The following is a 25,183-nucleotide window of genomic DNA, read 5'->3' on the forward strand; positions in this document are numbered from 1 at the left end:
AAGTGGTGCTGTTCATCACGCGGCAAATGCCATTCTCATCACGCCTGATTACATAGTCGTGATCCCTGGTGGCATGATCTCGCCATCACATATTAGTCTGAAATTAGGATATTAGGAATCCGGCATAAACCACCGATTTCATTACAGATCTTTAATTTTATTTTCAGATTTCGTTCATTTTCGAAGACGTAGTTTCGGAGTGTGTTCAACACGAGGAAGCCCCATGAAAAAGATTTTTACAGCTCTTCTTTCCGCCTCTTTCCTGCTCTCGCCGATCGTCGCATCGGAAGCGAGTGCGGCCGATCACCGCCGTCCGCCGGTCGTCGTCCACAAGAAGGTCGTCGTCGAGAAAAAGGTCGTCCGTCGGCATCACTGGTCCAGGGGTTACCGCATGTCGGCTGCCGAGCGCGGCCGCTACGGTGAAGTCCGCGACTACCGCCGTTACCGCCTGGCACCGCCGCCGCGCGGCTATCACTGGGTGAGGGCCGATAACGACTACCTTCTCGTCGGCGTCGCCACCGGTGTGATCACCAGCATCATCGCCGCCAATCGCTGAGCTCACGCAGGAACTCGAAAAAGGGGCGGCTTCGGCCGCCCTTTTTTGTTTTGTGAGACTGGGCGTCCCACGATACAACGCTCAATGCCTAATCCTGCTTCGCGACGAAATCACACGCTCGGCGATCATGCCGAGCAATCCCTTCGGCTTTGGCGCCTCACTCTCCGCATCCCCATAGGTCAGCGGATGCAGCCCCTCGATCGGCGGCAGCGGTTCGCACTCGATGCACAGGCACCGGTAGGGTTTGATTGCCGCTGCCCTCATGCTGCCTGCCGGCTCCAGCTGACGAACGGATCGGGCAGATTGCGCCAGCGCTCCGGCGTGAAGGCATCGCTTTCCACCAGACAAGCATCGAGCTCCCGCTTGATCCAGGCCTCATCCATCGGGTCGGCGCCGATGAAGACGATTTCCTGCCGGCGGTCGCCCCAGACGGGGTCGAGGTAGGGGCTGATGGCGCGCAGGAAGGCGGTTTCCTGCGGCCATTGCTTGCGCGGGACTGCCGCCCACCAGAGGCCCATCTTGCCGGTGCGGACGATGGCGCCGGCCTGGCTGATCTCGCCGACATGGTGCGGGCGGGTTGCGAGCCAGAAGAAGCCCTTGGCGCGCACCACGCCCGGCCAGGTGCGGTCGAGGAAGGCCTGCAATTTCCCGGGATGGAAGGGGCGCCTTTCGCGGTAGACGAAGGAGCGGATGCCGTATTCCTCGGTTTCCGGCACATGGTCCTTGAAGCGGTGCAGCTCCTTGTACCAGAGCGGATGGGTCTCGGCTTTGTCGATATCGAAGCGGCCGGTGCCGAGCACATCCTTCAGCGATACCTTACCGAAATCCGTCTCGATGAGGCGGGCATCCGGGTTTAGGCCGGTGATGATCTTCCGGGCAGCATCGCGTTGCTCTTCGCTCGCCGTGCCGATCTTGTTCAGCACGACAATATCGGCGAATTCGATCTGCTCGACGAGCAGGTCGACGATCGTCCTTGTGTCGCCGTCGCCGGCGGTTTCGCCGCGGTCGGCGAGGAAATCGGCCGAGGCATAATCGGCGAGCAGGTTGGCGGCATCGACGACGGTCACCATCGTATCGAGGCGGGCGACATCCGAGAGGCTTGCCCCATTCTCGTCGCGGAATTCGAAGGTGGTGGCGACGGGCAGGGGCTCGGCAATGCCGGTCGATTCGATCAGCAAGTAATCAAATCGACCCTGCTCGGCGAGCTGGCGCACTTCCTTCAGGAGGTCATCGCGCAGCGTGCAGCAGATGCAGCCATTGGTCATTTCCACTAGCTGCTCCTCGGTGCGGGAGAGATTGGCGCCGCCATCGCGCACAAGGGCGGCATCGATATTCACCTCGCTCATATCGTTGACGATGACGGCGACGCGCATGCCCTCGCGATTCCCGAGAACATGATTGAGCAGCGTCGTCTTGCCGGCGCCGAGGAAGCCAGAGAGCACGGTGACTGGAAGTCTCTTGTCCATTGTAATCTCGCTTTATGTTATAACATAACATTCATATTTGACAAAAAAAGGCGGAACGGGGGTGTCGCCGCCTTCTTTCGCCGCAGCGCTCGCGGGGAGAGCTGCAAGTCCGGCAGGGCGCGGAGGCGCGCTGTCGCTGTTCCCTAGCGCATCCCGGGGCAAGATCGGCGCCGATCTTCCGCCAGGCCTATGCATTCCGAGTGGCGCATGATCCTTATCGAAAATCGTTTCCGATTTTCGGGTCATGCGCTGGCAAGGCAGTTCTTCATGCTGTCGGCGATGCCGCGCATGAGGGTGAAGTAGAGATCGGGGCCTGCGGGCAGGGTGGCGGCTTCTGGGTCCAGCACGCCTGATTTCGCCTTGGTGCCCTCGATGACGACATCGACGAGGCGCGGTTCGAATTGCGGCTCGGCGAAGACGCAGGTGGCGCCGAGATCACCGACCTTCTTGTGGATCTCCGAGACGCGCTCCGCCCCCGGAATGGTCTCCGGGCTGACGGTGATCGAGCCGGCGACGCGGATATGGTAGCGGTGCTCGAAATACTGATAGGCATCGTGGAAGACGATGAAGGGCTTGTCCTTCACCGTCGACACCGTCGCGGCGATTTCCTTGTCCAGCGCATCGAGCTTGTCATCCAGCGCCTTGGCATTGGCCTCATAGGTCAGCGCATTGGCGGGGTCGGCGGCAACCAGCGTGGTGGTGATCTCGGTCGCCATCGCCTTGGCATTCATGGGGTCGAGCCAGAGATGGGTGTCGAAGGCGCCATGGTCACCGTGGTCGTGGTCATGATCTGCCTCGGCACGATCGTGGTCGTGACCGGAAGCACTATCATGCTCGTCGCCGTCGTCATGCGCCTCAAAGGCACCGCCTTCTCGGAAGGGCAGCTTCACGAGACCCGGCGCGTTGTCGAGCCGGGCGACAATGGCGTCGGAGCCCAGCGATTCCAGCGGCTTTTCGAGGAAGGCTTCGAGGCCGGGGCCGACCCAGAAGATTACCTTGGCTTCCTGCAGGGCGCGGGCGTTGGAGGGTTTCAGATTATAAGTGTGCGGGGAGGCGGCGCCATCGACGATCAGCTCCGGCTTGCCGACGCCCTGCATGATGGCCGAAACCAGCGAATGGACCGGCTTGATCGAGGTAACGACGACGGGTGCATCGGCCGCCTGGAGGGACCCGGCGAAGAGGAAGGCCGGGATTGCGAGGGTAAGGCCCACCGCCAGTTTCATCAGCATGCTCCGCTTGAATTGCAATTGTTATGTTATTACATCAATTGCGTTATGCTATAACGTGTGCAATAGCAGGACGCAACAGCACTTTCGGAAAATTTGATGCTCTCTCCCGCAAATAACCCCGCTGGCAGCGCCGCCGGTATCCGGGCCGAACCGCTGGTTTCGCTTGAGAATGTCGGCATTCGCCGCAGCGGCCGGTGGCTGGTGCGTGGTGTGGATTTCTCCGTTTCGCGCGGCGAAATCGTCACGCTGATCGGCCCGAACGGCTCCGGCAAATCGACGAGCGCCAAGGCTGCGATCGGCGTGCTGAAGCCGGACGAAGGCAGGGTGGCCCGCATTGCCGGCCTCAAGGTCGGCTATGTGCCGCAGAAGCTTGCGGTGGACTGGACGTTGCCGCTTTCCGTGCGCCGGCTGATGACGCTGACCGGGCCGCTGCCCGAGGCCGATATCATGGCCGCGCTCGAAGCCGCTGGCATGGCGCATATGCTGGATGCGCAGGTGCAGCATCTCTCCGGCGGCGAATTCCAGCGGGCGCTGATGGCCCGCGCCATTGCCCGCAAACCCGATCTTCTGGTGCTCGACGAGCCGGTGCAGGGGGTCGATTTCGCCGGCGAGATCGCCCTTTACGAGCTCATCAAGTCGATCCGCAATACGACCGGCTGCGGAATCCTGCTGATCTCGCACGATCTCCATGTCGTCATGGCGGAGACGGATACCGTCATCTGCCTGAACGGCCATGTCTGCTGCCGCGGCACGCCGCAGGCGGTGAGCCAGAGCCCGGAATATGTGCGGCTCTTCGGCAGCCGCGCAGCGCCGACGCTTGCCGTCTACAGCCATCATCACGACCATACGCATCTGCCTGACGGACGCGTGCTGCACGAAGACGGCTCGGTGACGGATCATTGCCATCCCGAAGATGGGCATCACCATGACCACGGGCACGATCATGCGCATTCGCACGATCACGCGGACGCTCATGCCCATGCGCACGCTGACGGGGATCATGCCCACGGGCATGCGCATGCGGAGGCTCATGCCCATTCGCAGAGCGGGGCCAAGAACGGGGAGAACCGTCATGCTTGACGATTTCTTCGTGCGCGCCATTCTCGCCGGTGTCGGCCTGGCGCTGACGACCGGGCCGCTCGGCTGCTTCATCATCTGGCGGCGCATGGCCTATTTCGGGGATACGATCGCCCATTCGGCGCTGCTCGGCGTCGCACTCTCGCTGCTCTTCGATTTCAACCTGACGCTTGCCGTCTTCGTTGTTGCCGCCGTCGTCTCGATCCTGCTGCTCTTCCTCCAGAAGCGCCAGGCGCTGTCGGCCGATGCGCTGCTCGGCATCCTCTCGCATGCCACCCTTGCCATCGGCCTCGTCATGGTCGCCTTCATGAGCTGGGTGCGCATCGATCTCATCGCCTTCCTGTTTGGCGATATTCTGGCGGTTTCGACTGTTGATATCGCGCTGATCTGGGGCGGCGGCATCTTCGTGCTGGCGGCCATCGCCTGGCTGTGGCGGCCGCTGCTTGCTGCCACCGTCAATCCGGAACTGGCGGAAGCCGAGGGCTTGCAGCCCGAGCGGGCGCGGCTGTTCTTCATGCTGCTGATGGCCGTCGTCATCGCCATTGCCATGAAGATCGTCGGCATCATGCTGATCACTTCGCTGCTGATCATTCCGGCGGCAACGGCGCGACGTTTCTCCTCGACGCCGGAACTGATGGCCATTCTCGCCTCGCTGGTCGGCGCGGTCGCCGTCGTCGGTGGGCTCTTCGGCTCGCTGACCTACGACACGCCGTCCGGCCCGTCGATCGTGGTGGCCGCCCTCATTCTCTTCATTCTGAGCCTGCTTCCCGCCTGGCGCGGGCGCAGGGACCTGCAAGGACAAGGCTCATGAACGCACCTCAGCTCACCCGCAACCAGTCACTCGTCTTCGATGTGCTCGAAAAGGCCGAGGGGCCCCTCAGCGCCTATACGATCCTCGACAAGCTGCGCGACCAGGGTTTTCGTGCGCCGCTGCAGGTCTACCGGGCGCTGGAAAAGCTGCTCGAATATGGCGTCGTGCATCGGCTCGAAAGCATCAACTCCTTCGTTGCCTGCGCCCATCCCGGCGAGGATTGCCACAGCCACGGCATCGTCGCCTTCGCAATCTGTGAAAGCTGCGGCCAGGTGATCGAATTCCACGACCATGAGGTGGATCACCGCCTGATGGGCTGGGTGCGCAGCCAGAAGTTCAAGCCGGCGAAAACGACGATCGAAATCCGCGGCACCTGCGAAGCTTGTGCCGCGTGATCCGTCCTAGAGGTTCGCGGGGGCCAGCGATGCGAGATGCAGCAGGTCCTCATTTTCCTCAGACACATTCTCGGCAAGACGGGCGGCGGCGATGACCGGCAGCCAGGTGAAGATCTCGTCCGGAGACAAGTTAGCCGCCTTCGCATAGATGACGACATAGGCTTCGGCGATTTCCGGGAGCACGCGGCGCATCAGTAGATAGGTGCGACAGACATCGGCGGCCGGGTTGCCGCTGCAGGCGTCCAGCCAGTCGACGATCATGACGTCGTCGCCGGAGCCCAGGATATTCCAGGGATGGAAGTCGCCGTGGCACACGCGGTCGCCGTCAGGCAGGGCGGCAGTCAGAAGAAGCAGTCGGTCGCACAGGTCCGGTGTCAGAGGTTCGGCGCTTTCGATATTGGCAGACAGCCTTGATTTCAGCGAGGGAAGGCCGGCGCCGGGTTCGTTGTGCAGGCGTTGGTGGAGTGCTGCCATCTCCTTGATGGCTGAGAGCGGCGGTTCCGGCATCATCTCATCGGCAAGGCTGAAGCCCGGCGCGCGATCCATCAAGAGGCCCCAGCGGCCGTGATAATCGCCGACGACGTGGACCCTCGGTGCGGGCAGCGAGAGCCGCTCGGCGATCGCCAGATTGGCTGCCTCGCGGAAGGCCGGGGCTTTCGGGCGGCCGGGCCTGTAGAGCTTTAGCGCCAGCGTGCCATGTTCATAGACTTCCGCTTCCTTGCCGGCGCCGAGCAGACGGCCGAATTCGCTCATGTCGGGCTCCCATTTCCCGGGGTGTCATCCAGAGCGATGTGGTGCTGATCTTTGTGACGGGAAGAGGGAGGGTGAAGATGGCTCTGATTGTTCCGGTTGTGGAGACACTGTGTCTGCGCCGGCGGGCTTTATCCCGCGCCCAAGGCGTGGATGATGGCGGCAAAGCGGGGGCCATTACTGATGTCCATGGCCGGGAATTGGAGCGTCATGACCATCAACAAGAAAAGCTCAGATGCGATCGCCTGCTGCGGCGAGGAAATCCTGTCGCGCGAACTGCTGCTGAGCGGCACTTTCGCTGACCTGATTGCCGGGGAGGCGCCGACGCTCCGGCTTTTGAGCGACGATGAGCGGCGGGCATCGCTCGCATCGATGCTTGCCGAGCGGCCAGAGGGCGATGTCTGGATTTTTGCCTATGGCTCGCTGATCTGGAATCCGATCATTCTGAGCGTCGAAAGCCGGAAAGCCCGCATCGAGGGCTGGCGCCGGTCCTTCTGCCTTGCCACCGTCTCCGGGCGCGGCTCGCCGGACAATCCGGGCCTCGTACTCGGGCTGGACGCGGGCGGCGCCTGCGACGGCGTGGCTTTGCGTCTGGAAGAAGACGATGTCGTGCACGAACTGGAGATTTTGTGGCGACGGGAGATGGTGGCCGAGGCCTACATTCCGCGCTGGGTCGATTTGCTTGATGAAGAGGGCGCCCGTTTTGGAAGTGGCATCGCTTTCACCATGAACCCGCAGGCAAACACATATGCCGGCGGCCTTTCCAGGGAAGCGACCGTTCAGCGGCTTGCCACGGCCGCAGGCAGCATCGGCAGCTCGGCCGACTACCTGTTCCGCACGCGTGACGGGCTGCGGGCGCTCGATATGTGGGACGAACTTCTGGAAGAGCTCGCCGTCGAGGTGGAAGAGGCGCAACGCAGGCTGCAGCAATTGCCCTCCGCGGACGTTTGATCAGCCGCGACCTGATCCCGGCCTCGTTCTCGAACACATATTGCCGATGTGCTGAAGGCCCCGCTGGAATAGCGGAGCCTTCGCAGGTTTGTCAGGCGGCGGAGCGCTCGGAAAGCGGGCGGCGGCGCAGGCTGGCGGTCTTGATGGCCGGGGTCTGGTAATTGGCTTCGAGCGGACCGGTCTCGGTGCCCGGAGGGACAATGGCGTCGATCGCGTCGAGGATTTCGTCGCTCAGGCGTACTTCGCTGCCGGCCAGGAGATCATCCAGCTGTTCCATGGTGCGGGGGCCGAGGATCGCCGAGGTGACGCCCGGATGGGTGGTGACGAAGGCGAGTGCCATGTGGGTGAGCTTGATGCCTGCCGACTCTGCCAAGGGAATGAGCTGCTCGACGGCATCGAGGCTGTTTTCGTTCGACATCTGCTTGGGGAAATAGGCAACGCGGGTGCTGTCAGGCTGGGCCGCACCCCGGCGGTAGCGACCGGTCAACATGCCCATGGCGAGCGGGCTCCAGACAAGGGCACCCATGCCGTAGCGTTCCAGGGTCGGCAGGACTTCGCGCTCGATGCCGCGATGGAGGATGGAGTAGGGCGGTTGCTCGGTGCGGAAGCGGGCGAGGCCGCGCTTTTCTGCGACCCATTGCGCCTCGATGATATCGGAGGCGGGGAAGGTGGAGGAGCCGATGGCGCGGATCTTGCCTACGCGCATCAGGTCCGTGAGGGCCGAGAGTGTTTCCTCGATATCGGTATCGGGCGCCGGGCGGTGCATCTGGAAGAGATCGATGTAATCGGTCTGCAGGCGGCGGAGCGAATCTTCCACGGCGCGGTAGATCCAGCGGCGCGAGCTTCCCTGCTGGTTCGGATCCTCTCCCATCGGGATGAAGCATTTCGTGGCGAGCACGATCGTGTCGCGGCGACCCTTCAGCGCCTTGCCGACGATTTCCTCGGATTCACCGCGGCTGTACATATCTGCGGTGTCGATGAAGTTGATGCCGGTATCGAGTGCCTTGTGGATGATGCGGATGGAGTCGTCATGATCGGCATTGCCGATGGCGCCGAACATCATGGCGCCAAGGCAATAGGGGCTGACCTTGATGCCGGTGCGGCCAAGGGGACGGTATTGCATCTTCGTTTCCTTTAATCTGGCCATGCCCTCGCGGGCATGATTGGAATCTGGCAAAGTCCTGTTGAACAGGTTATAACAGCGCATCCGGAACGCGGTTCCGTTTATACGGAACAATGTTCCGCTTTGCAAGAGGTGTAATTTGACTGACGGGACGGACAGCCCGAGCGAGGCGCATGAGGCCGATAGCGGGCATGAAAGGCCGGTTCGGGCGGATGCGCGGCGCAACCTCGATCTGCTGCTGAAAGCGGCATTGGATGTGTTTGCCACCTCGGGCGTGGATGCGCCGGTGCGCGAGATCGCGGAAAAAGCGGGCGTCGGCGTCGGCACGGTCTATCGCCATTTTCCGCAGCGCTCGGATCTCATCAAGGCGGTGATGCGCAACGAGGTTGACGCCTGCGCCGATGCGGCAGCAAGGCTCGCCGCGGATCATGAACCTGGCGAGGCGCTGTCGCTCTGGATGCAGCGTTTTGCGGATTTCATCATGGCCAAGCGCGGCCTTGCCGGTGCGCTGCATTCCGGTGACCCCGCCTATCAGGCGCTGCCGGCCTATTTCGACCAGCGCATGATCCCGGCCCTGCAGGGGCTGCTGGACAGGGCTGTTGCAGTGGGGGCGGCACGCGGCGATGTGGAGGCAAGCGAACTCATCCGCGCCGGTGCGCAGCTTTCCAATCTCGGGCAGGGAGATGATCCGGCGGCGACGCGGCGGATGATTGCGCTCTTGGTGGATGGGCTGCGTTACGGGGCGGGGTGAAGAGGTGAGATCGTGCAGCGTGGCTAAAAAGGATTGTCACGCCGCGTGTCGGTTCCATCGGATATTTCGATGATGACAGACAATGTTTCGACTACATCAAGTTTGCCACGGGACGCATGGCGTGTTCGCCGGATGGTAGCCGCTTGCCTGCTTGGCACGGCATGCGCTGTCTACATCAGGATCTTCGATTTTTGGCCATTAGGCGGAGGCGGTCTCGCTGGCGAATTGCGGGGTCTGCTCGACTTCCCGGGTTCTCTACTGCTGTTTCTGCCCACATATTTCATGGTCTTCATTTGGATTGTGAGCGCGATTGTTGCTTTGTTCCGACGACATATTCGCCTCATGGCGAGCAACGTGATTGCCACTGCACTTGCTTTTGGTTGCCTTGCGACGGTGATCGCCTTGCCGATTTTCGATCCCTGGTTTTGGTACGTCGTCATCAATAAACCACGGCTTGAAGCTCTCGTTGCAGCAAATCAAGCCACCGGAACGAGCCCGAGGTCTGCGATCATCGATGAGTGGGATGTATCAACCGGCTTCGCGGGGGTAAGCCCCAATCACTTTATCGCTTTGATTTATGATGAAAACGATGGGGCAGATATTGAAGTTTCCGATGCGATACGGAAGCATCTCTATAGCCATTTTTACAGGCGGGATACCTATCAGTGAGCGTCGGCCCTCAGGATTGTAATCTCGTCGCCTGCGACACTGTCTGAGCACTATCCGGGGCCGGCGAGCGCATGGCGTACCTTCCGTGCGTCACTTCTGGTTGGCCGGGGCCGCCTTCGCTTTCAGCAGGATGATGAGCAGCAACCCGGCGATGATGAGGGCCGCACCTTCGAGGTGGTAGCGCTGCAATTTTTCGCCGAGGATGAAATAGGCGAGTACGGCGATGAAGATCGTCTGGATGTAGAGGAGGACGCCGGCGCGGGCGGCGCCGAGCGCTTCGATACTGCGGTTGAAGAGATAATACATGAGCGCGCCGCCGGGGATTGCGACATAGGCGAGCGCGATGAGGCCGCTGGCGTTCAGCGTCGAGCGTTCGTCGGAGGCAAGTTCGAAGAGATAGAAGGGCAGCGCCGTCAGCGCGGCGAAGCCCAGCAGCAGGACGAGCAGCGCGAGCCGGTTCAGATCGAATTTCGCCTTGCGCAGCAGCACCGTATAGAGGCTGAAGCAGAAGGCGCCGGCGACGATCCAGAGTTCGCCGGGATTGAGGTCGAGGCGCAGCAGCGCGTCCGGGCTGCCCTTGACGATGATGACGACGATGCCGAGGAAGGCGAGGATCGAGCCGGCGACCTGCCAGCTTCCCATTGGCTCTGACAGCATCAGGCGGGCGAGAATCATGGTGATGATCGGGATCAGCGCGATAATGATGCCGGCGGTGGTGGCGTCGGCATGTTTGAGGCCGACGAAGATCAGGCCCTGACAGATGGCCAGGCCCATACCGCCGATGAAAAGCAGTTCCAGGCCGCGCGCCCGTATCAGCGCAAGCATGTCGCCGAAATGGTGGCGCACTATCGGCAGCAGGATCGCGAAGGCGATGAGCACGCGCCAGAAGCAGAGCGCCCAGGGCGGCATTTCGGCGGAGACCCATTTGGCTGCGATGTAGACGCCGGCTGACAAGAGCCAGCAAAGGACACCTACGGAATAGGCTCCTGCAAGCGAACCGCCTGCGGCCTGTTCCGTCCCGACAGTATCACGATGGACTGCCAAGACATGTATCGCCATCGGCTAGTTATGCCACAGTTTCCAGGCGCCGCACAGGTGAGGGTGTTGTCGGCAATAAGCGGTAAGAGGCAGGCTATCCCTCGACGCCGAAGATGATCGCGAGTGCGGCGGCCGATGATTGTCGCCCGCGACGAGGGGAGTATTGATGAGGGGAGGCAAGTTGCCGATGGAGGGCGGGGCTGTGATGGCCCCGCCTGACTTACGATTGAGCGCGGCTCGCAGTCGTTGCCGAAATCGCCGTCAAGGTCTCGGCATCACGGCCGTAGATGTCGTCGAAATAGTGGACGACGCCATCGTCTGTCGGCCATGCGGTGAAATAGGAGACGTAGACCGGAACCTGTTCCGGAACCGGCATGTCCTTCTTTGCGCCGTCGGCGATCTGCTGATCGACGAACTCGACCGAGGTCTTCAGGACAGCGGCGGCCATCGCCTTCGGGTTTTCCAGACGCACGCAGCCATGGCTGAACATACGGTCCTGCGAGGCGAATTTACCGCGTGCCGGGGTATCGTGCATGTAGATGTCGTGCGAATTCGGGAAGAGGATCTTCAGCTGGCCGAGCGCATTGTCAGCACCCGGCGGCTGGACGACGCCGATATTTTCGAGCGGCTGCGACCAGTCGACCTTGGCGGACGGCATCGTCTTGCCCTTGACAGAAACCACGTAGCCTTCCTTGTCCAGGTAGGCAGGATCGCGCTTCAGGTGCGGCAGCATCTCGTTGCGGATGATCGATTGCGGCACGCCCCAGTCAGGGTTGAATTCCACCGTTTTGATCGAGGCGTCGAAGAAATTCGTCTGGTGGTCCTGCTGGCCGATCACCGCTTTCATCGACAGCGTCAGCGTGCTGTTTTCATAATAGTAGGCCATGTAGGCCGGCTGGTTGATGAAGACGTAGCGCTCGGGAAATTCCTGCGGCAGCCAGCGCATTTCCTCCATAGCCACGATCACCTTGTTGATGTTGGCGGCGCTATCGCCGCCCTGGCCTGATGTGCGCAGGTAGTGCAGTTCGGCCGCGAGCTGGGCAAACTTCGGGTTGCTCGGCAGCAGGCGGTCGAAGACCACCATCAGGTCCGGCGTGGCCGAGAGCTGGGCGATCGTGCCCTTCAGATCGACCGGCTTGCGCTTGAAATCATAATAGTTGGACAGCTTGTTGGGATCGATGCGACCGCGGAAATTATCCTGCAGGAACATCAGCATCTTGGCTGAGAGGGAGGCTTCGAACTCGGCCAGTGCTCTCGCGCGATCCGATCCTTGAGGCGGGGCAACGGCATAGTCGCCGGCATTCAATCCCCAGTCGTCGGCCTGTTTCAGAAGGCTCAGGGCCTGTGCGGCCTTGGGGGTCGGTCCCTTGCCGTCGACCCAGATGAGCTTTGCCTTCGGCTGGGCGTAATAGGCCTCGACCGCATCGGCGATGTCGTTATTCATCGAAACAGTCAGGCCGCCCATTTCATTCAGCACCTTGGCCTGATTGCCGCTGACTGAATCAAAAAGCGCCGACAGCGACGCGCCCGTATCCTGCCGGACGATATGCGCGGGGCGGCGGGCCGGAACCGTATAGTTGGGCTTCGGGCTGGCCTGCGTGACGGGCGGCGCCGGCAGCGGCTCGGCACGCACGGCAATTGCACTTCCCGAGAGCGCCAGTAGACCGGCGAGCGGTGCAATCCAGCGGGAAGATGTTTTCAGCGGCATTCTGGCGTCCTTGAAACCTGATTGAAACACTGTCTCGCCGCGCAGTCTTGGGGCCAGCGCGTGCGGGCAGTCTGTGTGGGGGCATTGGCTGACTAAAGCGCCAACAATCGGGCAGAAGATGGGCATTCCCTGTGTCTGGCAAGCTCAGATAAGGCAGAAGTGGTTGGAACGAAATCACTTTTTCGACAGATCAGCCGTGATCCGTCGACACTTCTGCCGGCGATGCCTTGCGCAGCCGCCGCGACAGGAAATCGATGCAGAGGCGGACTTTGGCTGCGGCCAACCGGCTGTGAGGGAAGACGACGTGGATCGGGGCGGCGGGCAGTTTCGCCTCCGACAAAACGAGCTCCAACGCGCCGCTGTCGATATCGTCCTTCACATCCCAGATCGACTTCAGCACGAGCCCGGCGCCGAGCAGCGCCCAGCGATGGGCGAGCTCGCCATTGTTGGTGGTGAGCCTGGCTGTGACATTGGCGCTGCGCCCATCCGCAAAGGTCCAGTGCGTGTTGGGCGGGTCTCCGAAGGCGATGACGTCGTGGGTGAGCAGATCGTCGATCACCTCGGGGCGGCCGCGTCGATCGAGATAGGCAGGGGAAGCGCAGATGACACGACGGTTGGGGGCGATCTGCCGGGCGATCAGGCTGGAATCGGACAGTGCGCCGAAACGAACCGCGAGATCGTAGCCGGCCTCGACGATGTTCACCAGGCCATCCTCGGTATCGAGATGGACGGTGAGATCGGGATGGGCCTGCTGGAATTCATGCAGGATCGGCGCGAGCCAGCGGCGGCTGAAGGCATAGGTGGCGGTTACTTTCAAAAGGCCACTTGCCGTATCCCTACCGCTCGTCGCCTCGGTTTCGGCATCGTCGATCTCGGTGAGGATTTTTGTGCAGCGTTCATAGAAGCGCGCGCCTTCTTCGGTAAGAGACAGGGAGCGCGTCGTTCTGTTGACGAGACGGACGCCCAGCCTCTCTTCCAGTCGAGACAGCTTGCGGCTGACGACGGTCAGCGAGAAGTTCAGCTCGCGGGCCGCGCCCGAGAGACTGCCGGCCTGAACCACACGCACGAAGACGAGCATGTCGAGGAAATTGTCGCTCATATTCTTGCTGATATCGCAAGAGATAGTCGACAACAACACCTATTCCGGCAAGAGCGTTGTCGCGCTAGCTTCTCCTCATCGAAACCACGGCGGCATCGCCGCAAACTGGAGAGAGCAGATGATATCCCTGGCCAAACAACGCGTTCTCGTCGTCGGCGGAAGCTCCGGCATCGGCCTTGCCGTTGCGCAACAGGCCGCTGCTGCGGGAGCGGAGGTGACGATTGCCTCGCGTTCGGCGGACAGGCTCAAGGAAGCCGCGCGATCGATCGCCGGAAAGGTCGAGACGGCGGTGCTCGATACGGGTGACAATGCCAGTGTCGAGGCTTTCTTCGCGAACCATGCGGCATGGGACCATATCGTCATTTCCGCGGCCCAGACGGCAAGCGGGCCGGTTCGCAAGCTACCGCTCGATGATGCGGCCCGCGCCATGGACAGCAAGTTCTGGGGCGCCTATCGCGTTGCACGCGCTGCCCGCGTTGCCGACCGCGGCACGCTGACCTTCATTTCCGGCTTCCTCAGCGAGCGCCCGTCTGCTTCGTCGGTGCTGCAGGGAGCGATCAATGCGGCGCTGGAATCGCTGGCGCGGGGGCTGGCGCTGGAATTGTCACCGGTCAGGGTCAATGCGGTTTCGCCTGGAATGATCGACACGCCGCTCTGGTCGAAGATGGATGAGGGCAACCGCAATGCGATGTTCGAGCGCGTCGCGGGCAGCCTGCCGGCAAAGACGGTCGGGCAGCCCTCCGATATTGCCAATGCCGTGCTCTTCCTGATGGTGACGCCCTTTGCCACCGGCTCGACGGTGCGTGTCGATGGCGGCGGGGCGATCGGGTGAGCCATGCAGCTCGACCATGTGACGTTACGCACGGCGGATCTGGAAGGGACGAGGCAGTTCCTGCAGGATCTGCTGGGGCTGACGGTCGGCTACCGTCCGGATTTCGGCTTTGCCGGCTACTGGCTCTACAGTCGCGATGGGCCGGTCGTGCATCTCATCCCGGGCGGCGGCAGAGCCGTCGGCCGGGACGCAGAGACAATCGATCATATCGGCTTCCGCCTCGAAGGCTATGAGGCCTTCCGGCAGAAGCTCGACAGGAACGAAATTCCCTATTCCACCATGGATCTCGCCGAACTCGGCGAACGGCGCCTCTTCGTGCGCACACCAGGCGGCATCCTGCTGGAACTCGTTTTTCGTGAAGGTGGAACATCTGATTGAACAAGTCAGGACGCATCGAGGACAATGCGCCGGGCGTGTGCGAATGACTGTCATCGGCGGAGCGCCTGCTGACGGTCACGAGGTCGGTGTGGACCTGACCCCGTCACCTCTTGCGTTTTATCCTGCCGCTGGCAGCACGGCTACTGCCAGGTCCGGCGGCGTTCGAGCTCGGCCTCGGACGGTTGATCGGACACGAACGAGCCGGTCTGGACTGCGCCGTTCCGCTCATAGGTCGCGACGACGATGCCGGTGCTCGACACCACCGATCTCGTGAGCTTGAGGGCACCCGGCGCCGCGCCGCCCTCGAACAGCCGCTTTCCCTTGCCGAGGAGCAGCGGGAAGGTCAGCACGGTCATTTCGTCGATCAGCTCGTTGGCAAGCAGGGTCTGGATGAGATTGCCCGATCCCTGGATGAGCAGGTCCGGCCCGTCCTCCGTTTTGATCTTGCGTAGTGCCGCGACGATGTCGGGTCCAAGCGATTGTGAATTCTGCCATGTGAGGGTTTCAGGCCGATGCGTCGCGACATATTTCACAGCGGGATTGAAGGCCTTGGCGATGTCGTCGTCCTGATAGGGCCAGTAGGCGGCGAAGATGTCGTAGGTCCTGCGGCCGAGCAGCAGGGCAAAGGGCTTTGCGAAGAGCTCGCCGATCACGGATCCCATCGTGTCGTCCGCATAGTGGAATACCCAGCCACCAAACCTGAAACCGTTGACGGGGTCCTCGTCAGGGCCGCCGGGTGCCTGCATGACGCCGTCGAGGCTGACGAATGTGGAAGCGATGATCTTTCTCATGGGTGTCTCTCCTCGTGGTGATCCGCGCCATCAGGGCCAGATCTCGGCCTGAGGACGAAGCAAGCGACAGCATGCCGACAAATCCCGGGGAAATTTATGGGAGACTTGCCTCTCCGCATATGCGAGTTTTGCCGGGCAGAGCGGCAGGAGGCCTCAGTGGTGAGGTTCGCCTCCTGTCTGGTCTCATCGTTGGACGTGAATGCGAGGGTGAAAATGCCTGATGTGACACGACATCTCATCGATAGGGGTGACGGGGCAAATGTAGAGCTTTTTCAAGCTCAGCCCGAGAGCAAAACGCCTGCTGGCGCCATTCTGTTCGTCCACGGCAATCAGGGCGGCCGTCTCATCGGCGCGAAAGAGGCGGTCGATACCGGCACGCTGCTTCGGTTCTGTTCCCGTTTGAATATCACCGCGGCGGCGGTCTCGCAGCCGGGCTTCGGGGCTTCGGATGGACCGGCTGATTTCTGCGGCCCAAACACCCAGCAGGCGATCATGGCCGCGCTCTCCTTCCTGCGGGAACAGCCTTGTGTCGATCCTGATCGTATCGTTCTCTATGGAAACAGCCGGGGAGCCGTCGCCTCGGCCATGGTCGCGGCCCAGGTTCCGGATCTCAGAGCCGTCATCCTGCGCAGCGGGGTCTACGACCTCAAGGCTGTCTATGAGTTCAGTTCGAAAGGCTTGCGGTGGGCGATCGAGCAGGAAGCCGGTCTGTCGAACGAAGCCTTCCTGGCCCGCTCGGCCCTGCATCACGCGCCGAAAATCCGGGCGGAAACCTTGTTGCTGCACGGGAGGCTCGATGAGCGTGCTCCCGTTGCCCAGGCAGAACTGTTCTCCGATGCGCTGTCGGACGCAGGCGTGTCGGTCATGCTCCACGTCTTCGAATGTGGGCACCAGATTCCCCGGGAATATGCGCAGGAGGCGCAGCGCTCCTTCCTGCAAAGGATGTTCGATCCGGTTGTGACGTACCATTGAGCCGTTGAGCGGCCTCAACAGTTAGCCCAGGCTGCGGAGGTAGGCGCAGAACATGTCCGCCATCGCGTCTGCGAAGGCTGAGATTTCGCTCTCGTCATGCGCTGCCTCGGAAAATTCCTTTCCGACCGTGCTCATCGTCGTCATGATCAGGTCTCCGGCCATGGTCCTAATTGCGTCCGATCCATCGGGCAGCGCTTCGCGCATGAACTGCTCGATAATGGGGTCGTCAGCCTGCCGTGCCTCCTGCGCTTCCGGGGCGTCGCGATAGAGGGGGGCCGCGTCGTTCAGCGCCACCCGGACGGCGGCTTCTTCGCATTCGGAGCGAATGAAGGTGTGGACGAGGGACCGCAGCCGGTCGAGAGGCGGGCGGGCGCTGTCGTTCAAGACTTCGCCCAAAAGATGCGAGGTCTGCCGCCATTCGTCGCTCTGCAGCCGGAACAGGATTGCGGCCTTGTTGGGGAAATATTGATAGAGCGAGCCGACACTGACGCCCGCCCTTTCGGCCACCCGGGCAGTCGTGAAACGCTGCGCGCCTTCCTGAGCCAAAACCTGAACAGCGGCCTGCAGAATGGCGTTTACGAGCTCGTTCGAGCGCGCTTGTCGCGGCGCTTTTCTTGAAGAAATTCCGTGGCTTGGACGATCGGCCATACCGGCGCTCCGCAAATGCGATTAGCGAATGCGACGGATTATTCGTATTTTCATTTCGAAAGCAAGCCATCCGAAATGAAGGATTTCTCTGATGAACACTCTCGCAAGCGCACCGCTCGCGCCGCTTCTCGATCAACTGTTTGCCGAGGCCGACAAGGCCACCAGCCCGGCCATGGCCGCGCTCTCCCGCGATGAGCGGGAACGGCTCATGCACAGCAAGACCGAATATCTCGATTTCTACGAACGCATGAAAGACCTGTGGCTGCCCGTTTCGCGCCAGACCGGAGAGCTGCTCTACATGCTGGTGCGCAGCACCAATGCCAGGACCATCGTCGAATTCGGCACGTCCTTCGGCATTTCGACGCTCTATCTTGCCGCTGCCCTTCGCGACAATGGCGGCGGGCGGCTGATCAGCAGCGAATTCGAGGTTTCCAAGGTCGCGCGGGCGCGACAGAACCTTGCCGAAGGCGGCCTTGCCGATCTCGTCGAGATCCGCGAAGGCGATGCGCTCCAGACATTGAGGACCGATCTTCCTGATAGTATCGACCTGCTTCTGCTTCACGGGGCGAAGTCGCTTTATCCAGAGGTGCTGGCGCTGGTCGAAGGCCGGCTTCGGCCCGGCGCGCTCGTCATTGCCGACGATGCCGATTACTGCCCCCAATATCTCGACCATGTCCGTTCGCCTGCAGGCGGATACATGTCCACGCCGTTTGCCGACGACATCGAGCTGTCGATGCGCATGGCCTGACTTCGACTATTTCCCGCACAACCACCCTAACCTCAAACAGGGCTGCCCGATCGGGCGCCCCGTCATGGAGATTTTCAATGCACATATTCGTAACGGGTGCGACCGGCTGGGTCGGCACTGCCATCGTCGAGGAACTGATCCGCGCCGGTCACAAGGTCAGCGGGCTGGTCCGCTCGATCGCAAAAGCCAAGGCCATTGCGGTCATCGGCGCAAAGCTCGTTCCGGGATCGCTCGATGATCTCGACCTTCTCGGCGAGGCCGCGTCCAAGGCCGATGCGGTGATCCATACCGCCTTCAACCACGACTTCTCGAAATTCCTCGACAATGCGGCGCAGGATGAGCGCGCGATCCATGTGCTCGGAAGCGCGCTTGCCGGATCGGATCGTCCGCTCATCGTCACATCCGGCCTGCTGGGCTTTCCGCTCGGTGCCACGGAAGCGGACCTGCCGAACCCGGCATCTCCTCGTAAATCGGAAGCCGCCGCCCGGGTACTTGCCGGGCAGGGGATACGCGCGGCCACGGTACGTCTTGCCCCGAGCGTGCACGGTATCGGCGATTATGGCTTCGTCCCGATCCTCGCAGGCATCGCCCGGGAGACAGGCGTATCCGCCTATCCTGACGATGGAGGGAATTGCTGGTCGGGCGTGCACCGGCTGGACGCGGCGCGTCTTTACCGCCTGGCGCTCGAAAGCGGCGTGACCGAAGCTGCTTATCATGCTGTCGCCGATGAGGCGGTGCCGTTCCGGCGGATCGCCGAGGTGATCGGACGCCAGCTCGGCCTGCCGGTGGAGTCTCGCCCCCGCGAACATTTCGGCTGGTTTGCCACTATGGCGTCAACGAACATGGCGGCCTCCAGCGCCCATACGCGCTGGTTGCTCGGCTGGCAGCCAACCTGCCGAAGCCTCCTCGATGATCTCGACCAGCCAGGCTATTACGCGCGCTAGGCTCGTCAGAAGCGTTCAATGCTCTCCCATCGGCTGTCCCTCGGGCTGGTTGGGCGGGCGTCTCACGTAAAGGGAAGCCACGACCGCTGCCAGCGAGATCAGTGCGCCGACGAAGAAGGCGGACTGCATGCCGCCGACGGTTGCCGTTGCGGCATCTGCTTCCCCTTGAGTCAGGATGCCTGCGCGCCAGGTCATGATGGCGACGTAGAGCGTGGTGCCTGCGGCACCGGCGACCTGCTGGGTGGTGCCGATGATGGCGCTGCCGTGGGAATAGAGTTTCGGCGGCAGCGAGCCGAGGCTGACGGTGAAGAGCGGCGTGAACATCAGGGCAAGGCCGATGCTCATCACGATGTGCAAGCAGAGTACGACCCAGATCGGCGTCGTGACGGTGAGGAAGGTCAGGCCCCACATGACGGAGCTGAACAGGAGTGCGCCAGGAATGACCAGACGGGCAGGGCCGTAGCGGTCGAACAGCCTGCCGACGAAGGGGGCACAGAGGCCCATGATCAGGCCGCCGGGCAGAAGCAGCAGGCCGGCCGTCAAGGTCGTCTGCCCGAGTACGGACAAGAGGTAGATCGGTATGAGGATGAAGACGCCGAACATCGACATCATCAGTATCGCCATCATGCCGGCGGCGATCGTGAAGGTCTTCGTCTGGAGGGTGCGCAGGTCCAGCAGCGCCCGCTCGTGCTTCTGGAGATGAAGCTGCCGCCAGACGAAGATGGCGATGACGGCGGCACCGGCAACAAGCATGAGGCGGGGATCGAGCGGCGTCGCACTCGCTTCGGGCGCACCGAGCTCGCTGATGCCGAAGACGAAACTGCCGAAGCCGATGGCCGAGAGTACGACCGAGATAACATCGAGCGGCGCCTTCGACGGCACGGTGACGTTTTCGATTTTCGAGGCGCCGAGCGCGAGAGCCGCAAGCGCGATGGGCAACACCAGCAGGAAGAGCCAGCGCCAGTCGAGTGAAGAGAGGATGAGGCCCGAGATCGTCGGGCCGATAGCGGGCGCCACGGATATGACGATCGAGATATTGCCCATCGTCTTGCCGCGCGAATGCGGCGGCACGAGATTCATGATCGTCGTCATCAGCAGTGGCATCATGATCGCCGTGCCCGAGGCCTGGACGATGCGGCCGACGACCAGCATGGGGAAGCCGGGGGCAAGGGCCGAAACCAGCGTGCCGGCGGAAAAGAGCGACATGGCGAGGATGAAGACCGGACGCGTGTTCAGCCGCTGCAGGAGATAGCCTGTTACGGGGATGACGGTGGCCATGGTGAGCATGAAGGCCGAGGTCAGCCATTGGGCGGAGCTCGCCGGAATCTTCAGATCGGCCATCAGGTGCGGGATCGCCACACCCATGATGGTTTCGTTGAGGATGACCACGAAGGCGGAGACGAGCAGCAGGCCGATCACCAGCCTGTTGCGGGCACTATGGTCTTCGACCGGCAGTTCGGCCTGTTCTTCGATCTCTGAAAGCAAGGGTTCACTGGTCATGGCGTTCCTATATCCATATCTGAAAGAAGGAGTTCTGCCTTAAGACGAAAGTGCCGGGCTGATTGCGACACCGGGTATGCGTATTTCCTATGTCTTTATGCTGTCGCTTGGATGCAAGGCGATTTTTACGAGGCTTCGCTGTGATGTTAGGACAGGGCGTATCTTTTTCTCCCTCTTTCCTATGCTTGTCACAGGAATCCAACCACCGCGCGTCTGCGCGGTGAATGACTGGTTTTGTTGGGAGAGAAAGAGAAAGTCTTTCCTGCCCAAGGACTTGGGCAGAAGCATTTAACATGCGGAGCGCTATAGGCGCTACCGCACCGCAGGCAATCCCCATTCGTCCAGCGAAAAGGCTTCGGCTGGCAAGCGCATCTCCGAGAGAGCGACAGGGCGACGGCGGACTGATGTGGCGGTGTAGGGGAAAGCCAAATTCATTCCGCTGATATCAAGCTTGAGCGGCAGCCCGTCGCCTGTGAGGCATTCCCTGTTTCCGGCGTCCTGAATCCCCGGCATCAGATCAAACCATTCGCAGCTCTCGCCCTGGATTGTCTCGGCCTTGCCGAGCGAAACCTTCCCGGTCGTGTCATTGAATTTGAACGAGGCAGAGCCATCGTCTGCCGGACGCCTCGCCGTGAGCCTGCGATCGCCGCCTGCCTGCTGGTAGGAGATGCCTTGCGCTTCGAGCTTGTTCCAGATCGTGATGCGAAGGGAGCCGCCACGGTCCCGTTGTTCCCGATAGTGCCAGGGATAATGGCGCAACAGGCGGATCGTCGAGCCGCCTATGGTCTCCAGCGTGATGTCGAAATCGGGTTGGGAAGGATCGGCATTCTGGCTGTGGACCGGCCTGAGCCAGAATTCCGATGTCAGTATCTGCGATGGCGGGTAGATCTCCGCAGGGGCGATGGCGCGGCGGTCGAGGCTGGCGAGGCGGGTGTGATAGATCGGCACGTCATTCGGAGCGAGCAGCCGTGTTTCGATGACGATGCCGTCCTCGGTGACGCAGTTCTGGTCCCGCGCTATGAATGTCCCGGGCGAGGGCGATTTGCTCGCCGTTTCGCGCCATGTGCAGTGCTCTCCGGCAATGGTAGAAACCTCTGCGAGCGCCTGAGGCGCTTCTGTCTGCGTGGCATCCGGTTTCCGGTCACGAAGGAGAAGCTCGATATACGTGATCTCACCGTCCGCCTGCCTGCTCCAGCGCAGGACCGGCTTCGTCTCATCCGGTCCGAAGCCGATGCTCGTCCGTCCACCTCGCAGCGTCTCGCTCAGAAATATACCGTTGTGATGGACAATCGTGACGGTCGGATCGACTTTCTTGCCGTCTTTGTCGAGCGCCTGCATAACGGCGACGTAATCCGGTCGTGGCAGGGAGGTAGTAACACTCGACTGCGCGACAGCCGCCCCCGCGAAGGCCATGAAGGCGATTGTGCCAATGAGTGCTGCTGTCTTCATTGCTTCTCGGATCGTCGAACCTGCGCGCGTCATCGCGCCGCCGTCAGCAGATGACGGTTTTGCCGAGAAAATCAATGCAGCCTATGTCTTTTGCCTCAATGGACGCCGATCAATGGACAATCGTCAGCGCGGCGATGCCCGCCTCGTCTGCGGCGCGCAAAAACGCTTCCCGGAATTGCTCCGGGGCAACGTCTCCACAGATGGCGTCGATGCAGGCTTTGACGGCGATCATATATTCCTCGCCATCATCGAAAGGCCAGTCCCGGATCAGCAGGTATGCGGCGTCGCCGAGCGTACGCACGACGGTGTGCGTTTCCCGACCGCGCAAAACCAGCCCGACCGGCGCGAATGCCGATGACGTGTTCCAGTTCATTGTCCTCGACCCCTCAAGGCACGGAGATTGAGACCCTCCAACACACTATACGCGTGAATTATGAAATTCGGAATTGCGGAATGCGTGAATGTTGAGCACGTGACTTATTTGCCGCGGGCAAAAGAAAGGGCGCTCTACGACCTGATGTCGGAGCGCCCTGTGGCTGCATCGGCGTCAGTTGCGGCGGAGGCCGATGGCAAGCAGGTTCAGAAGACCGCATTTGGAACGAAATGGCAACGCCAGGTGCCGGACTACGCCCGCATGCGGCCTGCAATCCACAGGGTTTCCACAGCTTATCCACAGGTGCGGCCTAATCTCCTCCAACGCTTTCAACGACATATGCCCGAAAGCAATCCCGCTGCTCCAGATGGGTGATGTGACCGCCAGACGACACCGGGAATATCTTCAGGGCAAACTGCCCGAAAGGCCACAATGCCGGGCTATGGTGGCCCTCCCTCCTGGAGCGCTAGGCGGCGGACGCTCGGAGGTGGGAGGCGGCAGGCATGCATGAGGGCCTGCCGCCTTCATCATCAGGCGTTTGAGACAAATCGGCGGATTTCAAGAAGACTTTCGAGGCTCGCGCCTTCGCAAATAAAAAGGACCCGCTCACTTGGGAGCGGGCCTCAGGGGTGCCCGGAGTCGGACGGGCATCGGCAAAAAAGGGTCAATCAGATATAGGCCGCGGCATCGACGCTCCAGCTATCCGGCATCTTCGACGTCGCAAAGCTGCTGTCGTTTGCAGGACGGGCGTGCTGACGGGCGGCAGCATCGAGCAGGGCCGCAAAGGATGCCAGGCTGATCTTGTCGGCGCGAAGCATCTGGCGGATCAGCGGATCTCTCAGCATTTCCGATGGCGTCATCTCGTGCATGGTTATCCTCCAGGAATTGGTTTCCCAACGCTCAAAGCATCTTAAGCCCGTATTGCTATCAATGCATGTCGCGACGATGGCGAAAAGACGGTAAATGAGGTTCATTCGGGTTAGCTCCAATGTGGGATTGGTCTGCCATTTTGTCGGATGCTACCGTAGCGCCTGCGAGGTGAACCGTAGGGGAGGACGGGCGTATGGAAGCAAGACACGGGGAAGCAAGAATGTTCGACGAGATCATCGTGGGTCTGAACACGCTCGAGGCTGAGATCGCCACGATCAACACCAAGCCCCTACCTCTCATGGATTTGAAATATGCGGAGGCCGAGTTGAAGGCCAGGCCCGCAAAGGTGCGCAAGCGCCTCGGCAAGACGAGAACGGCGAAATCGAACGCATGACATCACGCTTTGGCAACGCAATTTTGACCATGAGCGTATTTTCTGACGTTCACTCACATTTTGCCGATTGCATGTCGCTGGGAAAACCGCTTTCTTGTGATCCACACCCCTAATTTAGAGATATCCTGACTGCAATGAACCGTTACGACATCGAGCGCCGGAACGGCGACGACTGGACTGTCATCGACCGGCTGACGGGCGCACCCGTGCCGCATCTGCCGGAAAAACTCGGAAGCAGGCTTGAAGCCCAGGCGCTTGCCGATTTTCGCAACCGGCTGGCCATCCCGCAACAGGAGCGCATTCGCTCCCGCCTCGATACGCTGCGGCTTGCCTGGCAGGCGCTGACGGGCAAGCGGACGCGTTAGAGCGTCGTGCGTCGCTACCAGCGGAGGATTTTTCTGCCCAGCAGGAATCCGGTTGCCGTCGCGACCAATATGCCGATCGAATACCATGTCGCCAGAAACAGCGGGCTGTCGTCGGGGCAGTGCCAGGCATAGATGGCGGCCGCAATGCCGCCGGCGGCAAGACCTGCCACCGCACCCGCCGTGCCCGGACTTTCGGGGGCGCCCTGGCGGACCGAATAGAGGATAGCGGCAAGCGGCGCGATCGAAAGGGTCGGCACGTAGAACAGGCAGAAGGCGGAGAAATGCCCCTCCATGCTGCTTGCCCAGTTCGCCTGCGGCACGACGAGGAGTTCGGTCACGATGCCGGCAATCAGAACCGCCAGCGGCAGGATGAGCGTCAGGGCCGCCGAGCGCAGCGAGACGCCCGGTTTGCCGATCCGGAAGGCGAGGCGGGTGGCCGTCACGGCGATCAGCAGGGTGGTGCCGAGCTTGAAAAGGACCCGCGGCGTCTCGATCATCTCGGCCATGTTTCTGCGGATGCCGATGGTGGAGATGAGAAGTGCGGCTGAAATCACCACGCCGATGACCAGTGCGATCATGAAGACGCGGCCAAAGCGGATGCGAACGCGCGCATCCTTTGCCAGCATGTTGATCAGGTCATCCGTTTTCACGCGTGTTGCTCCGATAGAGGGCCGCCAATCCTTTGAGCGCCCTGTGCAGCGCCACTCGCACGGCGCCTTCCGTCATCTGTAGCCGGTCGGCCGTTTCGCGGATACCGGCGCCGCCGAGCGAGATCGACCGCACGATTTCGCGCTGCGGGTCGCGCAGGCCTTCCAGCATGCGGTCGACGTCGATGCGGTCGGCGCCATCCTCCTGGTGGTCGGCTTCCAGCGTTTCCATCACATCCTCGATCGGCACGCTGACATGGCGGCCACGCCGGCGCAGGCTGTCGATCAGCTTGTTGCGCACGATGGTGGACAGCCACGGGCCGATCGGCCGCGAAATATCCCAGGTCCCGCGTTTCAGGTGTACTGCCAGCAGAACTTCCTGCACCACGTCTTCCACCTCGCTCGGCGGGGCACCGAACTGGTCGCAGCGCCTGCGCGCAATCGAACGCAGATAGGGTGTTACGGCCTTCAGGAAACGGTCATAAGCCAGCGCGTCGCCGGCGATTGCCGCGCGCATCCAGGCTGCCCATTCCTCTTCGCGGGCCGAATATTTCATCCGCTACTCACCTCTACGCACGGGGCCACGTGTTTGTTACCGTCATCCTGAAAATTTTGATGACGCGGCACGTGAGGCAGAGCCGGCGTCGGC

Annotated in this window: 31 protein-coding genes; 15 read left to right on the plus strand and 16 right to left on the minus strand. The window is 61.7% G+C overall.

Translation table 11 applies throughout. From position 1 onward, the window contains the following. Window positions 1–223 precede the first annotated feature (223 nt). Entirely contained in the window at window positions 224–556 is a 333-nt protein-coding gene (locus tag ACR9ZQ_RS10735) for an RcnB family protein (protein ID WP_310387357.1), read from the plus strand. A gap of 81 nt (window positions 557–637) precedes the next feature. Here ACR9ZQ_RS10735 and ACR9ZQ_RS10740 read toward each other — a convergent pair whose 3' ends face one another. The 3 genes from ACR9ZQ_RS10740 to ACR9ZQ_RS10750 all read right to left on the minus strand — a co-directional run bounded on the left by ACR9ZQ_RS10740 (window position 638) and on the right by ACR9ZQ_RS10750 (window position 3,245). Then, on the minus strand, window positions 638–820 hold the full coding sequence (locus ACR9ZQ_RS10740) for a hypothetical protein (protein WP_481427756.1): 183 nt from the start codon (window positions 818–820) through the stop codon (window positions 638–640). Further along, window positions 817–2,022, minus strand: a complete 1,206-nt coding sequence (zigA, locus tag ACR9ZQ_RS10745) for a zinc metallochaperone GTPase ZigA (protein ID WP_481427757.1) — start codon at window positions 2,020–2,022, stop codon at window positions 817–819. The genes ACR9ZQ_RS10740 and zigA overlap by 4 nt, the downstream gene beginning before the upstream one ends. Window positions 2,023–2,264: 242 nt before the next feature. Next, complete coding sequence (locus tag ACR9ZQ_RS10750) at window positions 2,265–3,245, minus strand: zinc ABC transporter substrate-binding protein (protein WP_481427758.1); 981 nt, start codon at window positions 3,243–3,245, stop codon at window positions 2,265–2,267. A gap of 102 nt (window positions 3,246–3,347) precedes the next feature. On the opposite strand from ACR9ZQ_RS10750, the gene znuC reads away from it, so the two are divergent. The 3 genes from znuC to ACR9ZQ_RS10765 are packed head-to-tail and all read left to right on the plus strand — an operon-like array spanning window position 3,348 to window position 5,534. Beyond that, window positions 3,348–4,331, plus strand: a complete 984-nt coding sequence (znuC, locus tag ACR9ZQ_RS10755) for a zinc ABC transporter ATP-binding protein ZnuC (protein ID WP_481427759.1) — start codon at window positions 3,348–3,350, stop codon at window positions 4,329–4,331. Beyond that, entirely contained in the window at window positions 4,324–5,139 is an 816-nt protein-coding gene (gene znuB, locus ACR9ZQ_RS10760; protein WP_481427760.1) for a zinc ABC transporter permease subunit ZnuB, read from the plus strand. Before znuC ends, znuB begins: the two co-directional genes overlap by 8 nt. Further along, window positions 5,136–5,534 carry a Fur family transcriptional regulator gene (locus tag ACR9ZQ_RS10765; RefSeq protein WP_007814087.1) on the plus strand — a complete coding sequence of 133 codons (399 nt, stop codon included), beginning with the start codon at window positions 5,136–5,138 and terminating at the stop codon, window positions 5,532–5,534. The genes znuB and ACR9ZQ_RS10765 overlap by 4 nt, the downstream gene beginning before the upstream one ends. A 6-nt stretch (window positions 5,535–5,540) precedes the next feature. Here ACR9ZQ_RS10765 and ACR9ZQ_RS10770 read toward each other — a convergent pair whose 3' ends face one another. After that, window positions 5,541–6,287 (minus strand): phosphotransferase family protein, encoded by a 747-nt coding sequence (locus ACR9ZQ_RS10770; RefSeq protein ID WP_481427761.1) that lies wholly within the window; start codon window positions 6,285–6,287, stop codon window positions 5,541–5,543. Between the two features lie 207 nt (window positions 6,288–6,494). Between ACR9ZQ_RS10770 and ACR9ZQ_RS10775 the strand changes: the two genes are divergently transcribed. Beyond that, entirely contained in the window at window positions 6,495–7,235 is a 741-nt protein-coding gene (locus ACR9ZQ_RS10775; RefSeq protein WP_481427762.1) for a gamma-glutamylcyclotransferase, read from the plus strand. Window positions 7,236–7,326: 91 nt separating this feature from the next. On the opposite strand, the gene ACR9ZQ_RS10780 is transcribed toward ACR9ZQ_RS10775, so the two are convergent. Continuing rightward, window positions 7,327–8,358: an aldo/keto reductase gene (locus tag ACR9ZQ_RS10780; protein WP_481427763.1), complete on the minus strand. Its 1,032-nt coding sequence runs from the start codon at window positions 8,356–8,358 to the stop codon at window positions 7,327–7,329. 139 nt (window positions 8,359–8,497) lie between these two features. Here ACR9ZQ_RS10780 and ACR9ZQ_RS10785 point away from each other — a divergent pair, with 139 nt between their 5' ends. Both ACR9ZQ_RS10785 and ACR9ZQ_RS10790 read left to right on the plus strand, forming a co-directional pair. Next, the gene (locus tag ACR9ZQ_RS10785; RefSeq protein WP_481427764.1) at window positions 8,498–9,109 is read left to right on the plus strand and encodes a TetR/AcrR family transcriptional regulator; all 612 of its coding nucleotides are present in this window, start codon (window positions 8,498–8,500) and stop codon (window positions 9,107–9,109) included. Window positions 9,110–9,178: 69 nt separating this feature from the next. Beyond that, complete coding sequence (locus ACR9ZQ_RS10790; RefSeq protein ID WP_310387343.1) at window positions 9,179–9,778, plus strand: hypothetical protein; 600 nt, start codon at window positions 9,179–9,181, stop codon at window positions 9,776–9,778. Between the two features lie 90 nt (window positions 9,779–9,868). Here ACR9ZQ_RS10790 and ACR9ZQ_RS10795 read toward each other — a convergent pair whose 3' ends face one another. The 3 genes from ACR9ZQ_RS10795 to ACR9ZQ_RS10805 all read right to left on the minus strand — a co-directional run bounded on the left by ACR9ZQ_RS10795 (window position 9,869) and on the right by ACR9ZQ_RS10805 (window position 13,656). Continuing rightward, window positions 9,869–10,837, minus strand: a complete 969-nt coding sequence (locus ACR9ZQ_RS10795) for a DMT family transporter (RefSeq protein WP_481427765.1) — start codon at window positions 10,835–10,837, stop codon at window positions 9,869–9,871. Window positions 10,838–11,036: 199 nt separating this feature from the next. After that, window positions 11,037–12,524, minus strand: coding sequence for a L,D-transpeptidase family protein (locus tag ACR9ZQ_RS10800; protein WP_481427766.1), 1,488 nt, complete (start codon window positions 12,522–12,524; stop codon window positions 11,037–11,039). A 190-nt stretch (window positions 12,525–12,714) separates the two neighbouring features. Then, on the minus strand, window positions 12,715–13,656 hold the full coding sequence (locus ACR9ZQ_RS10805) for a LysR family transcriptional regulator (protein ID WP_481427767.1): 942 nt from the start codon (window positions 13,654–13,656) through the stop codon (window positions 12,715–12,717). 85 nt (window positions 13,657–13,741) lie between these two features. Here ACR9ZQ_RS10805 and ACR9ZQ_RS10810 point away from each other — a divergent pair, with 85 nt between their 5' ends. Together ACR9ZQ_RS10810 and ACR9ZQ_RS10815 are read left to right on the plus strand one after the other, a co-directional pair. Continuing rightward, on the plus strand, window positions 13,742–14,455 hold the full coding sequence (locus ACR9ZQ_RS10810) for an SDR family oxidoreductase (RefSeq protein WP_442206081.1): 714 nt from the start codon (window positions 13,742–13,744) through the stop codon (window positions 14,453–14,455). Window positions 14,456–14,458: 3 nt separating this feature from the next. Continuing rightward, on the plus strand, window positions 14,459–14,833 hold the full coding sequence (locus tag ACR9ZQ_RS10815) for a VOC family protein (protein ID WP_442206080.1): 375 nt from the start codon (window positions 14,459–14,461) through the stop codon (window positions 14,831–14,833). Window positions 14,834–14,973: 140 nt separating this feature from the next. Here the strand turns inward: ACR9ZQ_RS10815 and ACR9ZQ_RS10820 are convergent, their stop codons facing one another. Further along, window positions 14,974–15,624, minus strand: a complete 651-nt coding sequence (locus ACR9ZQ_RS10820) for a dihydrofolate reductase family protein (RefSeq protein WP_439015777.1) — start codon at window positions 15,622–15,624, stop codon at window positions 14,974–14,976. 213 nt (window positions 15,625–15,837) lie between these two features. Here ACR9ZQ_RS10820 and ACR9ZQ_RS10825 point away from each other — a divergent pair, with 213 nt between their 5' ends. Continuing rightward, on the plus strand, window positions 15,838–16,596 hold the full coding sequence (locus ACR9ZQ_RS10825; RefSeq protein ID WP_481427768.1) for an alpha/beta hydrolase family protein: 759 nt from the start codon (window positions 15,838–15,840) through the stop codon (window positions 16,594–16,596). 21 nt (window positions 16,597–16,617) lie between these two features. Here ACR9ZQ_RS10825 and ACR9ZQ_RS10830 read toward each other — a convergent pair whose 3' ends face one another. After that, window positions 16,618–17,244 carry a TetR/AcrR family transcriptional regulator gene (locus ACR9ZQ_RS10830; RefSeq protein WP_442206077.1) on the minus strand — a complete coding sequence of 209 codons (627 nt, stop codon included), beginning with the start codon at window positions 17,242–17,244 and terminating at the stop codon, window positions 16,618–16,620. A 91-nt stretch (window positions 17,245–17,335) separates the two neighbouring features. On the opposite strand from ACR9ZQ_RS10830, the gene ACR9ZQ_RS10835 reads away from it, so the two are divergent. Both ACR9ZQ_RS10835 and ACR9ZQ_RS10840 read left to right on the plus strand, forming a co-directional pair. Further along, window positions 17,336–17,992, plus strand: a complete 657-nt coding sequence (locus ACR9ZQ_RS10835) for an O-methyltransferase (protein ID WP_481427769.1) — start codon at window positions 17,336–17,338, stop codon at window positions 17,990–17,992. 77 nt (window positions 17,993–18,069) lie between these two features. Further along, window positions 18,070–18,936 carry an SDR family oxidoreductase gene (locus tag ACR9ZQ_RS10840; protein ID WP_310387326.1) on the plus strand — a complete coding sequence of 289 codons (867 nt, stop codon included), beginning with the start codon at window positions 18,070–18,072 and terminating at the stop codon, window positions 18,934–18,936. 15 nt (window positions 18,937–18,951) lie between these two features. Here ACR9ZQ_RS10840 and ACR9ZQ_RS10845 read toward each other — a convergent pair whose 3' ends face one another. The 3 genes from ACR9ZQ_RS10845 to ACR9ZQ_RS10855 all read right to left on the minus strand — a co-directional run bounded on the left by ACR9ZQ_RS10845 (window position 18,952) and on the right by ACR9ZQ_RS10855 (window position 22,258). Further along, window positions 18,952–20,436 (minus strand): MDR family MFS transporter, encoded by a 1,485-nt coding sequence (locus ACR9ZQ_RS10845; RefSeq protein ID WP_481427770.1) that lies wholly within the window; start codon window positions 20,434–20,436, stop codon window positions 18,952–18,954. 312 nt (window positions 20,437–20,748) lie between these two features. Then, window positions 20,749–21,885: a hypothetical protein gene (locus tag ACR9ZQ_RS10850; protein WP_481427771.1), complete on the minus strand. Its 1,137-nt coding sequence runs from the start codon at window positions 21,883–21,885 to the stop codon at window positions 20,749–20,751. A 109-nt stretch (window positions 21,886–21,994) separates the two neighbouring features. Next, entirely contained in the window at window positions 21,995–22,258 is a 264-nt protein-coding gene (locus tag ACR9ZQ_RS10855) for a DUF982 domain-containing protein (RefSeq protein WP_007817636.1), read from the minus strand. A 60-nt stretch (window positions 22,259–22,318) separates the two neighbouring features. Between ACR9ZQ_RS10855 and ACR9ZQ_RS10860 the strand changes: the two genes are divergently transcribed. Beyond that, window positions 22,319–22,633 carry a hypothetical protein gene (locus tag ACR9ZQ_RS10860; RefSeq protein WP_310387320.1) on the plus strand — a complete coding sequence of 105 codons (315 nt, stop codon included), beginning with the start codon at window positions 22,319–22,321 and terminating at the stop codon, window positions 22,631–22,633. 293 nt (window positions 22,634–22,926) lie between these two features. On the opposite strand, the gene ACR9ZQ_RS10865 is transcribed toward ACR9ZQ_RS10860, so the two are convergent. Next, complete coding sequence (locus ACR9ZQ_RS10865) at window positions 22,927–23,127, minus strand: hypothetical protein (protein ID WP_113323899.1); 201 nt, start codon at window positions 23,125–23,127, stop codon at window positions 22,927–22,929. A gap of 221 nt (window positions 23,128–23,348) precedes the next feature. On the opposite strand from ACR9ZQ_RS10865, the gene ACR9ZQ_RS10870 reads away from it, so the two are divergent. Both ACR9ZQ_RS10870 and ACR9ZQ_RS10875 read left to right on the plus strand, forming a co-directional pair. Then, window positions 23,349–23,522, plus strand: coding sequence for a hypothetical protein (locus tag ACR9ZQ_RS10870; protein ID WP_310387318.1), 174 nt, complete (start codon window positions 23,349–23,351; stop codon window positions 23,520–23,522). Between the two features lie 134 nt (window positions 23,523–23,656). Next, window positions 23,657–23,887 carry a hypothetical protein gene (locus tag ACR9ZQ_RS10875; protein ID WP_113323897.1) on the plus strand — a complete coding sequence of 77 codons (231 nt, stop codon included), beginning with the start codon at window positions 23,657–23,659 and terminating at the stop codon, window positions 23,885–23,887. 14 nt (window positions 23,888–23,901) lie between these two features. Here ACR9ZQ_RS10875 and ACR9ZQ_RS10880 read toward each other — a convergent pair whose 3' ends face one another. Next, a complete protein-coding gene (locus tag ACR9ZQ_RS10880; protein ID WP_310387315.1) occupies window positions 23,902–24,537 on the minus strand; it encodes an NrsF family protein in 636 nt (211 codons plus the stop codon). Next, on the minus strand, window positions 24,524–25,090 hold the full coding sequence (locus tag ACR9ZQ_RS10885; protein ID WP_310387313.1) for a sigma-70 family RNA polymerase sigma factor: 567 nt from the start codon (window positions 25,088–25,090) through the stop codon (window positions 24,524–24,526). The genes ACR9ZQ_RS10880 and ACR9ZQ_RS10885 overlap by 14 nt, the downstream gene beginning before the upstream one ends. Window positions 25,091–25,183: the final 93 nt, after the last annotated feature.

It is taken from the genome of Rhizobium sp. KNZ14-9A, from assembly GCF_056755015.1.

Excerpts from the sequence above, each read along its gene's own strand:
- ACR9ZQ_RS10735 (WP_310387357.1), top strand. The coding sequence starts at position 224 with ATGAAAAAGATTTTTACAGCTCTTCTTTCCGCCTCTTTCCTGCTCTCG.
- ACR9ZQ_RS10740 (WP_481427756.1), bottom strand. The coding sequence starts at position 820 with ATGAGGGCAGCGGCAATCAAACCCTACCGGTGCCTGTGCATCGAGTGC.
- zigA (WP_481427757.1), bottom strand. The coding sequence starts at position 2,022 with ATGGACAAGAGACTTCCAGTCACCGTGCTCTCTGGCTTCCTCGGCGCC.
- ACR9ZQ_RS10750 (WP_481427758.1), bottom strand. The coding sequence starts at position 3,245 with ATGAAACTGGCGGTGGGCCTTACCCTCGCAATCCCGGCCTTCCTCTTC.
- znuC (WP_481427759.1), top strand. The coding sequence starts at position 3,348 with ATGCTCTCTCCCGCAAATAACCCCGCTGGCAGCGCCGCCGGTATCCGG.
- znuB (WP_481427760.1), top strand. The coding sequence starts at position 4,324 with ATGCTTGACGATTTCTTCGTGCGCGCCATTCTCGCCGGTGTCGGCCTG.
- ACR9ZQ_RS10765 (WP_007814087.1), top strand. The coding sequence starts at position 5,136 with ATGAACGCACCTCAGCTCACCCGCAACCAGTCACTCGTCTTCGATGTG.
- ACR9ZQ_RS10770 (WP_481427761.1), bottom strand. The coding sequence starts at position 6,287 with ATGAGCGAATTCGGCCGTCTGCTCGGCGCCGGCAAGGAAGCGGAAGTC.
- ACR9ZQ_RS10775 (WP_481427762.1), top strand. The coding sequence starts at position 6,495 with ATGACCATCAACAAGAAAAGCTCAGATGCGATCGCCTGCTGCGGCGAG.
- ACR9ZQ_RS10780 (WP_481427763.1), bottom strand. The coding sequence starts at position 8,358 with ATGCAATACCGTCCCCTTGGCCGCACCGGCATCAAGGTCAGCCCCTAT.
- ACR9ZQ_RS10790 (WP_310387343.1), top strand. The coding sequence starts at position 9,179 with ATGATGACAGACAATGTTTCGACTACATCAAGTTTGCCACGGGACGCA.
- ACR9ZQ_RS10795 (WP_481427765.1), bottom strand. The coding sequence starts at position 10,837 with ATGGCGATACATGTCTTGGCAGTCCATCGTGATACTGTCGGGACGGAA.
- ACR9ZQ_RS10800 (WP_481427766.1), bottom strand. The coding sequence starts at position 12,524 with ATGCCGCTGAAAACATCTTCCCGCTGGATTGCACCGCTCGCCGGTCTA.
- ACR9ZQ_RS10810 (WP_442206081.1), top strand. The coding sequence starts at position 13,742 with ATGATATCCCTGGCCAAACAACGCGTTCTCGTCGTCGGCGGAAGCTCC.
- ACR9ZQ_RS10815 (WP_442206080.1), top strand. The coding sequence starts at position 14,459 with ATGCAGCTCGACCATGTGACGTTACGCACGGCGGATCTGGAAGGGACG.
- ACR9ZQ_RS10820 (WP_439015777.1), bottom strand. The coding sequence starts at position 15,624 with ATGAGAAAGATCATCGCTTCCACATTCGTCAGCCTCGACGGCGTCATG.
- ACR9ZQ_RS10825 (WP_481427768.1), top strand. The coding sequence starts at position 15,838 with ATGCCTGATGTGACACGACATCTCATCGATAGGGGTGACGGGGCAAAT.
- ACR9ZQ_RS10830 (WP_442206077.1), bottom strand. The coding sequence starts at position 17,244 with ATGGCCGATCGTCCAAGCCACGGAATTTCTTCAAGAAAAGCGCCGCGA.
- ACR9ZQ_RS10835 (WP_481427769.1), top strand. The coding sequence starts at position 17,336 with ATGAACACTCTCGCAAGCGCACCGCTCGCGCCGCTTCTCGATCAACTG.
- ACR9ZQ_RS10840 (WP_310387326.1), top strand. The coding sequence starts at position 18,070 with ATGCACATATTCGTAACGGGTGCGACCGGCTGGGTCGGCACTGCCATC.
- ACR9ZQ_RS10845 (WP_481427770.1), bottom strand. The coding sequence starts at position 20,436 with ATGACCAGTGAACCCTTGCTTTCAGAGATCGAAGAACAGGCCGAACTG.
- ACR9ZQ_RS10850 (WP_481427771.1), bottom strand. The coding sequence starts at position 21,885 with ATGAAGACAGCAGCACTCATTGGCACAATCGCCTTCATGGCCTTCGCG.
- ACR9ZQ_RS10855 (WP_007817636.1), bottom strand. The coding sequence starts at position 22,258 with ATGAACTGGAACACGTCATCGGCATTCGCGCCGGTCGGGCTGGTTTTG.
- ACR9ZQ_RS10860 (WP_310387320.1), top strand. The coding sequence starts at position 22,319 with ATGAAATTCGGAATTGCGGAATGCGTGAATGTTGAGCACGTGACTTAT.
- ACR9ZQ_RS10865 (WP_113323899.1), bottom strand. The coding sequence starts at position 23,127 with ATGCACGAGATGACGCCATCGGAAATGCTGAGAGATCCGCTGATCCGC.
- ACR9ZQ_RS10870 (WP_310387318.1), top strand. The coding sequence starts at position 23,349 with ATGTTCGACGAGATCATCGTGGGTCTGAACACGCTCGAGGCTGAGATC.
- ACR9ZQ_RS10875 (WP_113323897.1), top strand. The coding sequence starts at position 23,657 with ATGAACCGTTACGACATCGAGCGCCGGAACGGCGACGACTGGACTGTC.
- ACR9ZQ_RS10885 (WP_310387313.1), bottom strand. The coding sequence starts at position 25,090 with ATGAAATATTCGGCCCGCGAAGAGGAATGGGCAGCCTGGATGCGCGCG.